Genomic DNA, 13,049 nt, shown 5'->3' on the forward strand with positions numbered 1-13,049 from the left:
CGGTGCGGGACGAGTGACGATCGAGTGCCAGGGCCGTTCAGGCCGACGCGAGGGCGACGAGCGCGGCGGCGTCGCCCGTCCGTGAGGCTCGGAGAAAGGCGCTCAGCAGCACCAGGTGCGCCCCCGGCGCAGCGGGAGCCCGGGTCCGCTCGGACACGCTGAGCCTCAGCCGGGCACGTCGGGCGAGCTGCCGGGCATTCGTTTCGCTGAGGCCGAGAGCGGAACCGATCTGGTGATACGGCCACCCGAACGCCTCCCGCAGGAGGTAGATGACCCGTTCCCGGGGCAGGAGGACGTCCGTGAGCAGCCGAACCACCGACCGTAAGTCGTCGGCCTGTTCGGCGGTCCGGGCGGGATCGGCGTCCGGCCCCTCGACGCGTTCCAACCACGATCCGGCCGGGATCGCCGGTCGGCGGCGCGCCGATCGGATCGCACTCACCGATAGCCGGGCCGTGGTCCGGCACAGGAAAGCCGAGGGGTCCACGACGACGGAGCGGTCCGTGCGCTGCCAGCGCATCCAGGCGTCCTGCACGATGTCGTCCGCCTCGGCGATTCCGCCGGCGACGTGATGCGCGATGGCCAGTAGCCGATCGCGGACGTCCAGGAACTCGCCGAGACCCAGGTCTGTGCTCATGGCCCGGGACGCTAGGGAGCGGCAGTGCCGAACGAGTGTCAGGTGCCGCTCGCCCGTTGCCGGAGAGCATTGCGGGCGGTGACCTGCTGCGTGGTGACCACGGCTTCCGAGCGTGTCCGGCCCAGGAAGCTGATCGTCCAGCGCAGCAGTACCGTCGCCTTGTTCCGCAGGCCGTACAGATACCAGACGTGCACGCCCAGCCAGATCAGCCAGCCGACGGTGCCGCTGAGCCGGATCCGGCCGAGATCGGCGATCGCGAAGAAGCGCGACACCGCAGCAAGGTTGCCCTTGTCGAAGTAGGAGAACGGTTTGCTCGCCCGCCCACCCTTCAGCCGCCGGGCAATGGCGCGACCCGCGTAGCGGCCGCCTTGGATCGCGACCTGGGCGACGCCGGGGAGCCGGTCCAGGCTCATGGCCTCGCCGAGCACGAAGATCTCGGGGTGTCCGGGCACCGTGAGGTCGGGCTCGACGAGGATCCGTCCGGCCCGATCGGTGGGCGCGCCCGTGGCCTCGGCGAGGCGCGCGGCGAGGCCGGTGCCGGAGACACCCGCGGACCAGATCTTGGTCATCGCCTCGACGGACTCGACTCCGGTCACTGTCTCGACCTTCACCCCGAGTTCGTCGAGCCCGACCACCCTGGCACCGAGACGGACGTCCACGCCGATCTTGCGCAGTCGGCGCTCGGCCTTGGCGGACAGGCGCGGGTCGAAGGTCGGCAACACCCGGTCGACCGCGTCGAGCAGGACGATGTGCGCCTGCCGAGGGTCGATGCGCCGGTATTGCCCCGGCAGGGTGCGGTGGGCGATCTCCGCGATCTGCCCGGCCATCTCGACGCCCGTGGGGCCTGCGCCGACGATCGCGAACGTCAGCCAGTGCTGCTGTTCCGCGCGGTCGGTGGCGAGTTCGGCCATCTCGAAGGCGCTGAACACCCGCCCACGAATCTCCAGTGCGTCGTCGATCGTCTTCAGGCCGGGGGCGTACGTGGCGTATTCGTCGTGCCCGAAGTACGACTGCGTGGCGCCCGCCGCGACGACGAGCGTGTCGTACTCGATCCGTCGAGTGGTGCCGTCGGACGCGGTCACGGTGACGTTCCTGGACGACGGGTCCACGTCGGTGACGGTGCCGAGCACGAACTCGGTGTTCCGCTGCCTGCGGACCACCTCGCGGACCGAAACGGCGACCTCGCCGGGGGAGAGGATGCCGGCTGCCACTTGGTAGATGAGCGGCTCGAAGATGTGGTGGTTGGTCCCGTTGATCAGAGTGACGTCCGCCGGGGCTCGCTTCAGGGCCCGGGCGGCGTACAGCCCGCCGAAACCAGCGCCGACGATCACGACCCGGTGCCGCGCCTGCTCGGTCATGTCAGGCTCCTCGTGTGTCCGTTGTCGTCCTCAGGACGCCGGCGCGGACGAGAACGTGACACCCACGAGCGCAGGAATCGTCGCCTCGAAGCGCCGGCGGTGGGCGACCATTTCCCAGTACGCGTCCGCCAGTTCCTCCGGGGCGATGCTCGGCAGCTCCACCCCGGGCGGCAGTGCCACGGGTAGTTCGCCGGAGGTGATGGCCCGGTGCCCGGCGCTACCGCGGACCAACGCGTTGACGTTGATCGTTCCCACGTAGACGCCGTGGTCGGCCAGTTCGCCGTGCAATGAGGCCAGGTAGTTGCGGGCGGCCGCCATCGCCGGGCCGACGCCGCTCATACCGGGCATCGGCTCGACCGCGGAGGCGCCGTGCGTCACCAGGATCGCGCCGTCGCCGCGTGCGATCATGCCCGGCACGACCGAGCGCACGATCGCCATCGGCGTGAACACGTAGAGGTCGAGGTAGCGCTGGAGCGCCTCCGGCGTCAACTCGGCTGCGGGGGTGAACGGCGCGGTGGTGATCGGCGCGTATTCCACGACGTCGATCGGCCCGAGCTTTTCCTCGACGGCGGCGAGCAGCGCCGGCACGTCCGCGGTGGCGGTCAGGTCGGCCGGAAACGCGTACGCCTCGACGCCGCCCGCGGCCAGCTCGCGGACGAGATCGTCGAGCGGCGCCGGTCGACGGGCGACGAGTGCGACACGGTAGCCCTCACGGGCGAATCGACGGGCAATCGCGCTGCCGAGGCCGGTGCCGGCGCCGAAGACGGCGATGGTGCGAGACATGGAGCTCCTCGTGCTGGTGAATGTGCACACTCACCGTAAGTGGGCGTCAACGAGACGATCCATGTCTTGGATCACGGCTATTCATATCCGTTCGTCTATCCTGCGGGGGTGGATGTAGTTGGAGAGGCGCTGATGGCAATGCGTGCGGGTCCGGCGGTTTCCCGCCGGGCCGCGCTCCGCGGCCCGTGGGGGCTGCGCGTTGCCGGCGGGCCCGGGCTCGGTTTCCACGTGGTACTTCAGGGATCGGCCTGGCTCGTGCCGCCGGACGCCGCGAACCCGACCGAGCTGACGACCGGCGACGTCGTCCTCGTGCGCAACGGCTCCGGTTACGGTCTCGCCGACCATCCGGGCAGCCCACTTCCCGACGTGGCGGTTCTGGAGCTTTCGGGAGACGAGGACCTCGCTGTCATCGGCACCGACGGCGAGCCGTCGACCGTCGTCCTCTGCGGATCGTTCGCCTTGCGCCACAATCGTCCGCACCCGTTGATCGCCGGCCTACCCGAGGCGGTGCACCTCCCCGCGCGGACGGGCGTCGACCAGCGACTGCGGTCGGTCGTGGACCTTCTCGGCGCCGAACTCGACGGCGACGCGCCGGGTACCAGCGCCGCGATTCCCGCGTTGCTGGACCTGCTGCTCCTGTATACCGTCCGCACCTGGTACGACCGGCAGGCCGACCGCGGCGTCGGAGGCTGGGCGGCGGCCCTCCGCGATCCGGCGATCAGCCGCGCTCTGTTTCACCTCCAACGCGCGCCCGAGCGATCGTGGACGGTCGCGGACCTAGCGTCCGTAGCGAGTCTGTCCCGGCCGGTGTTCGCCCGCCGCTTCACCGACCTCGTCGGGCAACCACCGCTGACGTACCTGACCTGGTGGAGGATGACGCTCGCCGGCCGGATGCTGCACGCCGACGACAGCACGCTCTCGGTCGTCGCGGCCCGCGTGGGCTATGCCTCCGAGTTCGCGTTCAGCAAGGCGTTCCGCCGGGCCTTCGGCGTTTCCCCCGGAACCTACCGACGTTCGGCGTCCTGATCACCGGGCCGGCTACATCCCTTGACTTGAAGCGCTTCAGGTTCTGCACACTCGGGGCATGGTTCCGATCCAGGAAGTCGCGCGCCGGAGCGGGCTGCCCGAGGCGACGCTCCGGTACTACGAGCGCATCGGGCTGATCGCGCCCGTTCCGCGCGACGAGAGCAGCGGGCACCGCCGCTACGACCCGGACATCGTGCAGACGATCGAGGCCCTGGCGTGCCTGCGCACGGCCGGGATGGGCATCGACGACATGCGTGCCTACCTGCGCGGAATGTCGGACGCCCCCGACGCGGCGGGACGCCAGCGCGAGCTGTTCGAGAAGCACGCGGCCCGGATCGCCGAACAGATCGACACGCTGCGCAGTCGACAGCGGTACCTCGAGGCGAAGGTGCTGCTGTGGGGGTCCAGGGAGCGCGGCGACGGCGCGGCCGAAGAACGGGCGATCGACGAGGTCACCCGGGCCGCATCCGAGTTGAGGTGAGTTGGATGGCACAGGTATTGGTCACCGGCGGCAGCGGTTTCGTCGGTGCGCACACGATCGTCCGGTTGCTCGACGCCGGTCACGAGGTCCGCACGACGGTGCGGTCGCTGCGGAGGGCCGGGGAGGTCCGGGCGATGGTGGCCCGCCCCGGCGCCGCGCTGACGTTCGCCGAAGCCGACCTGACGGTCGACGACGGGTGGGTTGCCGCCGTCGAGGGGTGCGAGTACGTCCTGCACGTAGCGTCCCCGTTCCCGGCGGGTGAGCCGTCGGACCCGGAGGAGATCATCGCGCCGGCGCGCGACGGCGCCGTGCGGGTGCTGCGTGCGGCCTCCGCGGCCGGTGTCCGCCGGACCGTGCTGACGTCGTCGTTCGCGGCGATCGGTTACGGGGATGCGCTCGACCGGCCGTATGACGAGTCGGACTGGACGGATCCGGCCGGCGATCTGCCCGCCTACATCCGCTCCAAGACGATCGCCGAGCGCGCCGCCTGGGACTACGCCGCCTCGGTGGGGGCGGAGTTGGCTGTGATCAACCCGACCGGCATTTTCGGACCCGTCCTCGGACCGGACTACTCGACGTCGATCGGCCTGGTCAGAGCCATGCTCGACGGCAGGATGCCCACCGTGCCCAAGGCGTCGTTCGGCATCGTCGACGTGCGTGACGTGGCCGACGCGCACATCCGGGCCATGACGACGCCGGACGCCGCCGGCAAGCGGTTCCTCTGCACCTCGGCCGCGGCCGACGACCCGTTCGCCGGAGCACAAGGCAGCTACCTGGAAATCGCCCGGATCCTTCGGCGCCGGTTCCCCGCGCTGGCCGATCGATTCCCGACCGAGGAAGCAACCGGGCCGGAGGTACCGGCGAAGGCGTACCGGATCGAGCGGATCCGGACCGTCCTCGGCTGGGATCCCCGCTCGGCAGAGGGCGCGGTGGTAGCGACAGCGGAGAGCCTGGTACCCCTCGCCGACGCCGCATAGGTCACTGTCACGAACTTCCGGGATGCGGAGTCCTTGTCGCATGACATGGGAGACCTCTTGGCGCTGGATGCGCGTCGGCTTGATTCTGCTCGCCGGCCTCGACGGGCTGGTCGGTGCGTGGCAGTACTTCTTTCCGCGGTCGTTCTTCGACGACTTCCCGACCGTGCGGCTCGACCCGCCGTACAACGAGCACCTGGTGGCCGACGTCGGCGGGCTCAATCTCGCGATCGTCACCGTGCTGGTGATCGCCGCCGTGGTACTGGAGTACAAGATCGTGATGGCCGGACTGGCCGGCTTCGCGGTGTACTGCGGGACGCATTTCGTGTATCACGTGACGAACTTCGACGGGTTCCCGGTGCAGGACGCGGTGGCGGTCGGGACCGGACTCGGCATCGAGTTCGTACTGACGATCGCTCTGCTGTTCTTCGGCTATCACATCCGGACGCGCGAGCCTTCCGCTGCGGAAAGGTGACTGCAGGTCGTCAAACGGCGGGTACACGTCGGCCATCACTGCCCCGACCGCGTCTTCGGCCTGCGAGACCGTCGCGCCGCAGAAACACGACTACCTTGACCAGTTTTTGGTACACCTCCCGGAGGAAGTCGTCGAACGTACCGGCGCGCGACATTGCGCGCCGGTGCATTCGTCACAGCCGGGCCGTGCCTTCCGCGCGCAGCGCATCCGCCAGGTCACGCCGGGACCGGACGCCGCGCTTCAGGAACACCTTGCGGAGGTGGTACTCCACCGTCCGGACGCTAAGAAACAGGCGGGCGGCAATCTCGCGGTTCGACAGGCCGTCCGCAACCAGGCGCGCCACGTTCGCCTCCTGCACCGTCAACGCGTCGCCGGGATCGACCAGGCGGCTCAGGGCCGTTTCCCCGGTCGCTTCGAGTTCGCGGCGTGCCCGCGCGGCGAACGCGGCCGCGCCACGACCGGACAGCAACTCGTACGCGGTGCGGAGTTCGCCCCGGGCATCGATGCGGCGGCGACGGCGGCGCAGCCATTCCCCGTAGGCCAGCCGAGCGCGGCCCTCGTACACAGCGAGACCACCCCGCCGGTAGCGTTCGACCGCTTCGCGGTGGTGGGCCTCGGCGTCGGCCGGATCGCTGGTCAGCGCCCGGCCGGCCGCGAGCATGCCCAGCGCCCAGTCCCCGCCGACCGGCTCGGTGAGTGCGGTGAGCTCAGCGAGCGCGCGGTCGGCGATGGCTCGGTCGCCGACCCGCACCGCCGCCTCGACCAGTTCGGCCAGGATGCGTGAGCTGTAGGTGAGCAGGTGGATCTGATCCAACTCCCCACGGCCGACCCGCAACACGTCCTCCGGGTTGCCGACACCATTGGCCAGAATCGCCTCGGCGAAGTTGGCGATGGTCGGCGTGACCAGGTCTCCCGCGGCGACGTTCTGCCGGAGCTCACTGGCCAACCGCGACACGGTCCCGGTGTCTCCGCGCCAGGCCGCGGTCAGCAACCGGTGGGTCCGCCGGAACGGGTGCCCGATCGCGTCTTTGATCACGTCGATCTCGTCCGCGATGAGTTCGGCCTCGGCGAGTCGGCCCTGCGCCAACCGGGCGGCGCCGGCGTACGACAGGACCAGCGGAAGCACGGTCAGCTGCCCGTCGGCACGCGCCAGCCCGACGTGCCGATCGGACAAGGTCCACAGCGCGTCCACGTCCCAGGTTTCGATGGCGGCGTTGCTGTCCAGGCCGGCCGATCGGGAGGGGATGAGGGGCGCGGACGCGTCGATGAGGCCGGCCACGGCGCGGCGGAGCACTGGGATCGCCTCCGCGCGTTTTCCGAGCCCGATCAGCGCGCGGCCACGCAGCAACAGGTCCATCGGGTGAGTGGAGTCGGCGTCGGTCGCGTCGAACACCGCCCGGCAGAGATCGCTGAAGGGGACATCACCTGTGCCGGGATCAGACCGTGTACCTCCGAGTGTGTACTGCGCGATGAACAGAGCCTCGTAATGCGCTTTGCGCACGAAGTCCGCGTCGTGGACGTCTGGCCAACTCGCAGCGGCCAGGATCTCACGCACGACTCTCGGGCTCCGGCGCCGGGCGAAGTCGGCCTGCGCACGGAGGAGCGCGACCTGGGCCGTGCCGATCGGATCGAGGGCATCGGCCGGCAGGACGCTCAGCAACCGCTCGGCGGCCTCCGGGGCGCCGGCTTCGAGTTTGGCCCGCGACGCGGCCAGCAGCCGGCGTGCCCGGTCGGCCGGCCTGGGGGTGAGAGCGGCCGCCCGCTCCAAGAACGCCGCGGCCGCGGCGACGCCTCCGCGACCCCGTGCCCGCACGGCCGATTCCTCCAGCACCCCGGCGATCTCCTCGTCCGGCTCGACCGCGGCCTGGCCGCGGTGCCAGGCACGCCGGTCCGGATCGAGTTCGACCGGTGTCGCTTCGGCGAGTGCGGCGTGTGCTCGGCGCCGGTCGGGCGGTGACGCGGTGCGATAGATCGCCGAACGGATCAACGGGTGCCGGAAACCGACACGTGTACCGAGGGTGAGCGCGCCGGAGCGTTCGGCCTCGTCGATCGCGTCCGGGCTCAATGACAGCCCACGGACCGCCGCCCGGAGCAGCTGAGGATCGCCGGTCGGGTCCGCTGCGGCCACCAGCAGTACCCGGCGGGCGGCCTCCGGCAGGCTGCCGAGTTGATCCAGCAGACTCTTTTCGATCCGGGTGGTCAGCGTCGTATTCCCCGCGACCGTGTAGCCCCCGGCGATCTCGGTGGGGCTCAGAGCCGACGGCAGTTCATGCAGCGCGAGCGGATTCCCGCGTGCCTCGGAGACGAGGCGGTCTCGGACCCGCGCGTCGATCCGGCCGGGCAGAACCTGGGCCAATAGCCCGCGGGCGTCGTCGTCGTTCAGACTGGGCACGGCCAACTCGGGAAGTCCGCGGAACGTCGCGTCGACCGTTCGCATCACAAAGACCAGCACGACGCCTTCGGAACCCAACCGGCGGGCGCTGAAGGCCAGGGCTTGTCGGGAAGCGTCGTCGAGCCACTGCGTGTCGTCGATCAAGCAACAGATCGGTCCCTCGACGGCCACCTCGGTGAGGAGCCCGAGAACGGCCACACCGATGAGAAAAGGGCTCGGGGCGTCACCGGTGCGTAGGCCGAGTGCTCTCTCCAGCGCGTCGCGCTGAGGGGCTGGTAGACCGGCAGCCCGATCGAGCATTCCCGCGGTCAGCTGATGCAGGCCGGCGTAGGGCAGCTCCATCTCCGATTCGACGCCGACCGTGCGCTCGACCCGCATCCTGGTCGTGAACCGGCCGAGTGCCGCCTCGGCGAGCGCGGTCTTGCCGATGCCCGGATCGCCGTGCACCACCAGGGCTGCGCTGTTACCGGCGCGGGCGTCGTCGAGGAGCTTGCGGACGACCTCCAGTTCCGCGACGCGGCCCCGCAGCTCCGACCCGGTCGAGGGGGCCACGTCAAGTCGCCGGTTCCACTCAACCACAGATGCGAACGCCCTGAGCCGGCTGCGTAACCACGCACGCGAACATGAACGAACCCTATCTACGCCGGGGCGCTCCTGCGACGCGATGTCCATGGTCGGCCGAGAGGTCGAGCTGGCCTTGATGAACGAGTTGTTGGACGATCGCGATGTTCTGGGCGCGGCTGCGCACGGGCTTCGACCTGGATGCCGACGAGATCTGCGACGCGTTCGACCGCGCCGTGGGCACCGTGCTCGCTCGTCTGCCCGAGGCGACGTGGGCGCAGCCATGACCGAGGGCGGCGCGGGGCGGGTGCAGCGGTGACCCCGGCGCTGAGTGGCACGCAGCCGGCGATCCTCGCCGCCTACGCCGAGCTGATCGAGGAGGTGGGCAGCGACGACGTGTCCAACCGGGCCATCGGGCGCCGGGCCGGTATCGGCGAGCGCACGGTGTTCCGCAACTTCCCGACGCGTGTCGACCTACTGCTGGCGACCGCGGCGTGGATCGAGGCGACGCTGTTCGCCCGGGAGGAGTCGGCCTCGATCTTCGACGTCCCACTGGCGATCCGCGACGCGATGCAGCGGTACGACGCGCGGCCGGAGCTCGCGCACGTCGTCGCCGAGACCGCGATGCGCGGTGTGAGCGGCGCGGCGCCGTCACCAGGCCGGGCGCAGCTCGAGCGGCTGCTGGACGCCGAGGTGCCGTCCCTCGGCGCGGCGGAGCGCCGGTCGGTCGTCGCGGCGCTGTCACACCTGGACTCCGCCGGGGCCCGGGTGACGTTCCGCCGCGAGTTCGGGATGGACCGGCGTGACATCGCCGACGCCGCCGCGTGGGCGGCGGAGGCGGCGCTCGACACGATCCGCGACCGCGCCGCCCCGTAGCGGGGGACCTACGACAGCAGCGACCGGACCTCGGGCGGCCACCCGGACACGTCGTCGCCGTGGCGTCGGCGCAGGGCGAGCACGACGCGGTCGAGACCGAACGCCAGGCACGAGCTGTGCGCCGTACCGGCGTCGGCGTCGGCGATGCCGAACACCTCCCCGAAGTGTTCCTTGTGGTAGTTGACCGACGCGATCGCCTGCACGAGACCGTCGTCGACCTCGGCGGTGAACTCCGACTTGAGCCCCTGCGACCGTTGCGTCGACGCCAGCAGCACCCCGGTCCGGCCGAAGAACGGGTCGTTGGCGGCGACGACGTTGATGCCGAGCCCCAGCTCCCGCAGCCATCCGGCGGCACCGGTCAGCGTGCGGTCGCGCCACTCCTCGACCGCGCCGGCCGGGCCGAGGCACACCACTTCGTACATGCGGAACGACCGCAGCCGCCCGGTCTCGCTGGTCGCCTCGCCGCGGTAACACGCGGCCTCGACGCTGGCGACGACCGGCGACGCCAGCGCGCGGTCGGCGAACACGGGATAGAGGTGGTGGCAGGCGGCCGCGGTGAGCACGAGGTCGGTGGCGGCGACGGGCCCGCCCTGCGGTGCGCCGTACACCGACCCCAGCAACTGCGGGAACGACTCCGGGTAACCCACCAGCTCGACGACGCGGCGGTCGATCACCGGTGGCGCGACGAAATGCTCCACGCAAGGGCCGAAGCGCCGGTCGATACCCCTTCGCAACCCGTCGACCAGCTCGGCCTCGGACCGCGGCGTCAGCCGGACGCCGGGAGTGCCCAGCGTGCTGGACGTCGTCACCGTGCGCCGCCGGACATCAGCAGCATCTGGGAGTTGGCCGCGACCAGGCGGCTGTTGCCGATCATCACCGGACCCGACAGCACGTCACGCATGATGCGGGCGACGGAGTACGGGCCGGCCTCGCCGAACCCGGCCAGGCCGCAGACGCCGAGCGCGAGCCGGACGACGTCGACAGCGCCCTCGGACACGCCGATCTTCAGGTCGTTGAGTTCGACGGTGAGCGCCAGGGTCGGCTCCTCGTCGCCGACGAGGACCGGGTCGGCGGCGAGCGTCGCCGCGGTCAGCTGCGCCTTGAGCCCGGCCAGCCGGACGTGCGCGAGGCCGAGGTTGGGGTTGTCCGCGACGGCGGGGCCGCGGCTCTTGGCCCGGCTGGCCCGGATCGCCCGGTCGACGGCCTCGGTCGCGAGCCCCACCCAGATGGCCGCCCACAGCAGGTGCGACATCGGCACCATCGTGCGGGCCGCGATGTCGCGGAACGGCACCGGGAGGATCTGGTCCTGGTCGAAGACCATGTCGAGGTGGAAGGCCGGGCTGCAGGTGCCGCGCATCCCCAGCGTGTTCCACGTGCCGGTCTGCTCCAGTGTGGTCTGTTCCCGGCTGACCAGCACGGAGACCTGGTTACCGGCCACCGCGCCCTCGTCGGCGCGCGCGGTCACCAGGTAACCCTGGGAGTGGGCGCCGTAGGACACCGCGCTGGCCTGCTTCACCAGCGTGTGCGATCCGCCCTCGCCACCGCCCACCCCGGCCCGGCTGCTGCGCAGGTCGCCGCCGATGCCCGGCTCGCTCGCCACCGACGAGACCAGCCACTGCTCGTCGATCGACCGCTTCACCATCGCCGATTCGGGATGATGGCGGACCATGCAGGCGAGGTGGATCTGGTGCATCGCCCACACCATCGCGGTCGCGCCGCAGGCGCGGGCGAGCCGGGTGGAGATCGTGACCAGCTCGGCCGGGTTCAGGCCCAGGCCACCCATCTCGACCGGCGCCGCGGCGTTGAGCAGGTTGCCTTCGCGCAGCGCGGCCACCGCCTCGGACGGGAAGCGGGCGTCGCGGTCGACCTCCGCCGCCGCCTCGGCGGCCCGGTCCGCGGCGTACGCCACGGCTTTGTCGACGTCATCGGTCCAGCCGTTGTTCATCGGGTGACCCCTTCCCGGGACGCCACGACCGCGGAGACGGCGGCGGCGATGGCCTGGATGCTGCCGAACGTGTCGCGGGTGAGCGCGTCCTCGCTGAACTGCAGGTCGAAGTGGTCCTCCAGCCGCACCATCACGTGGACGCTCGTCAACGAGTCCATCCCGGCGGCCCACAGGTCCGCGTCGACGGGGAGCGTGTCGACGACACCGGCCAGCTTCGGCACGGTGCGCAGCACCGCCCTCACTTCCTCGTGCATGTCACTTCCTCTCTGCGAGCACTGCGGATCCTCAGGCGGGCAGTGCCGCGAGTGAGGTTTTGATGCCGTCCAGCAGCCGGCCGCCGAGTCCGGCCATTCCGGGACCGTCGTCGCCGCACAGCACGAGCTCGGTCCGTTTCGCGGTCTCGACGATCGTCAGCACCGGCATGACGTTGAGCCCGCACGTCGGCAGCACGTAGGCCGTGCTCGCGGCGAAGCCCCCGCCGCTGTACGCGGCGAGGTCGAGGAGCCCGAAGTGGGCCAGCGCGAACGCCGGCTGCGGCACTCCGCCCCGGGCCAGCAGGCCGTCCGCGGTGCGCACCATCGGCCGGAGCACGCCCATCGGCAACCGCCCGAACGCGTCCATCAGCCGCGGCCCGCCGAGCGTCCAGAGGTCCTGGTTCGCGGTCAGCGCCCGCTGCAGCTGCCGGTACACCTGCAGCCAGGTCGCGTCCTCGGCGGCGGACACCAGCACCGCTCCGGACAGGTTCGCGGTCGAGCGGACGTCCGGTACGTGCCGGCGCAGGTCGATCGGGATCGTGAAGTAGCCGGTGCCGAGCGCGCACAGCCGGGTGAGCGCGACCGCGATCTTCGGCACGCTCGCCCAGTGCGGGGTCGGCAGCGTGCGGCGCAGGAAGAACGTGCCGCGCCGCTCCAGCGTCGCGCGGGCCCGCAGCGGCGGTGCCGAGGTCATCCGCGGTGGCGGCGGGCGTTCGCCGGGGCCGTGCGCGCGCAGTACGTCGGACATCGTCAGGTCGGAGACGGCCGGCTGCGGTTCCTCGCCACGCAGCGCGCGGAAGACCTCGCCGGCCCAGAGCAGCAGGCCCATGCCGTCCATGGCGGCGTGGTGGACCCGGAACACCAGGCCGGGGCGCGCGCCGGTCAGCTGCACCACCTCGCAGGTCGGCGCGCCGCATTGCCCGGACAGCGGGCGGAACATCGTGTCGAGGCCGTCGAACGTGTACCGGTCCAGGGTGTCGCCGTCGTGCACCCGGACGGCCGGTGGCGTCGTGCTGTCGACCCAGCGCCGGCCCCGGCGGGTCAGGCGCGCTCCCGGGCAGGCGTCCGACGCGGCCGCGACCGCCGCGGACAGCGCGCGCGGGTCGAGCGTCCCGGTGCCCTCGACGAACAGCTGGATGTACGTGTGGATGCCCGGTGGGTTGGCGAGCTGGACGCGCTCGGCGAGCGACATCTTCCGGGAGTAGGGCTTTCCAGCGACAGGCCGCATGCCGGCTCCCGAGGATCTCGAGGAAACTGAACGCCATCGAAGCACCGGGTGCGGCGGGAAAT

At 71.2% G+C, this 13,049-nt stretch carries 14 protein-coding genes; 6 read left to right on the forward strand and 8 right to left on the reverse strand.

What is annotated here, in order from left to right:
* Positions 1–37: 37 nt before the first annotated feature.
* Genes CRYAR_RS15980 through CRYAR_RS15990 form a run of 3 tightly spaced genes read right to left on the reverse strand, consistent with a single transcriptional unit; the run spans position 38 to position 2,775 of the window.
* Complete coding sequence (locus CRYAR_RS15980; RefSeq protein WP_035863132.1) at positions 38–634, reverse strand: sigma-70 family RNA polymerase sigma factor; 597 nt, start codon at positions 632–634, stop codon at positions 38–40.
* A 38-nt stretch (positions 635–672) separates the two neighbouring features.
* A complete protein-coding gene (locus CRYAR_RS15985; RefSeq protein ID WP_035851700.1) occupies positions 673–1,992 on the reverse strand; it encodes an NAD(P)/FAD-dependent oxidoreductase in 1,320 nt (439 codons plus the stop codon).
* Between the two features lie 30 nt (positions 1,993–2,022).
* Positions 2,023–2,775 (reverse strand): SDR family NAD(P)-dependent oxidoreductase, encoded by a 753-nt coding sequence (locus CRYAR_RS15990; RefSeq protein WP_051570338.1) that lies wholly within the window; start codon positions 2,773–2,775, stop codon positions 2,023–2,025.
* A 108-nt stretch (positions 2,776–2,883) separates the two neighbouring features.
* Between CRYAR_RS15990 and CRYAR_RS15995 the strand changes: the two genes are divergently transcribed.
* The 4 genes from CRYAR_RS15995 to CRYAR_RS16010 are packed head-to-tail and all read left to right on the forward strand — an operon-like array spanning position 2,884 to position 5,731.
* Entirely contained in the window at positions 2,884–3,801 is a 918-nt protein-coding gene (locus CRYAR_RS15995) for an AraC family transcriptional regulator (protein ID WP_035851701.1), read from the forward strand.
* Between the two features lie 58 nt (positions 3,802–3,859).
* Positions 3,860–4,282, forward strand: coding sequence for a MerR family transcriptional regulator (locus CRYAR_RS16000; protein WP_035851703.1), 423 nt, complete (start codon positions 3,860–3,862; stop codon positions 4,280–4,282).
* A 5-nt stretch (positions 4,283–4,287) separates the two neighbouring features.
* On the forward strand, positions 4,288–5,259 hold the full coding sequence (locus CRYAR_RS16005) for an SDR family oxidoreductase (protein WP_035851705.1): 972 nt from the start codon (positions 4,288–4,290) through the stop codon (positions 5,257–5,259).
* A 40-nt stretch (positions 5,260–5,299) separates the two neighbouring features.
* Positions 5,300–5,731: a hypothetical protein gene (locus CRYAR_RS16010; RefSeq protein WP_157017751.1), complete on the forward strand. Its 432-nt coding sequence runs from the start codon at positions 5,300–5,302 to the stop codon at positions 5,729–5,731.
* 172 nt (positions 5,732–5,903) lie between these two features.
* Here CRYAR_RS16010 and CRYAR_RS16015 read toward each other — a convergent pair whose 3' ends face one another.
* Entirely contained in the window at positions 5,904–8,795 is a 2,892-nt protein-coding gene (locus CRYAR_RS16015; protein ID WP_169745041.1) for an AAA family ATPase, read from the reverse strand.
* A 53-nt stretch (positions 8,796–8,848) separates the two neighbouring features.
* On the opposite strand from CRYAR_RS16015, the gene CRYAR_RS50175 reads away from it, so the two are divergent.
* Together CRYAR_RS50175 and CRYAR_RS16020 are read left to right on the forward strand one after the other, a co-directional pair.
* A complete protein-coding gene (locus CRYAR_RS50175) occupies positions 8,849–8,971 on the forward strand; it encodes a hypothetical protein (RefSeq protein WP_281174587.1) in 123 nt (40 codons plus the stop codon).
* Between the two features lie 28 nt (positions 8,972–8,999).
* Positions 9,000–9,560, forward strand: a complete 561-nt coding sequence (locus CRYAR_RS16020) for a TetR/AcrR family transcriptional regulator (RefSeq protein ID WP_035851709.1) — start codon at positions 9,000–9,002, stop codon at positions 9,558–9,560.
* 8 nt (positions 9,561–9,568) lie between these two features.
* Here the strand turns inward: CRYAR_RS16020 and CRYAR_RS16025 are convergent, their stop codons facing one another.
* The 4 genes from CRYAR_RS16025 to CRYAR_RS16040 are packed head-to-tail and all read right to left on the reverse strand — an operon-like array spanning position 9,569 to position 12,987.
* Positions 9,569–10,369: a class-II aminoacyl-tRNA synthetase family protein gene (locus CRYAR_RS16025; protein ID WP_035851710.1), complete on the reverse strand. Its 801-nt coding sequence runs from the start codon at positions 10,367–10,369 to the stop codon at positions 9,569–9,571.
* A complete protein-coding gene (locus CRYAR_RS16030; RefSeq protein ID WP_035851711.1) occupies positions 10,366–11,505 on the reverse strand; it encodes an acyl-CoA dehydrogenase family protein in 1,140 nt (379 codons plus the stop codon). Before CRYAR_RS16030 ends, CRYAR_RS16025 begins: the two co-directional genes overlap by 4 nt.
* The gene (locus CRYAR_RS16035) at positions 11,502–11,759 is read right to left on the reverse strand and encodes an acyl carrier protein (RefSeq protein ID WP_035851714.1); all 258 of its coding nucleotides are present in this window, start codon (positions 11,757–11,759) and stop codon (positions 11,502–11,504) included. Before CRYAR_RS16035 ends, CRYAR_RS16030 begins: the two co-directional genes overlap by 4 nt.
* Positions 11,760–11,790: 31 nt before the next feature.
* Positions 11,791–12,987 (reverse strand): hypothetical protein, encoded by a 1,197-nt coding sequence (locus tag CRYAR_RS16040; RefSeq protein WP_157017753.1) that lies wholly within the window; start codon positions 12,985–12,987, stop codon positions 11,791–11,793.
* Positions 12,988–13,049: the final 62 nt, after the last annotated feature.

Origin of the sequence: Cryptosporangium arvum DSM 44712 (genome assembly GCF_000585375.1) — a bacterium.
Classification (GTDB): domain Bacteria; phylum Actinomycetota; class Actinomycetes; order Mycobacteriales; family Cryptosporangiaceae; genus Cryptosporangium; species Cryptosporangium arvum.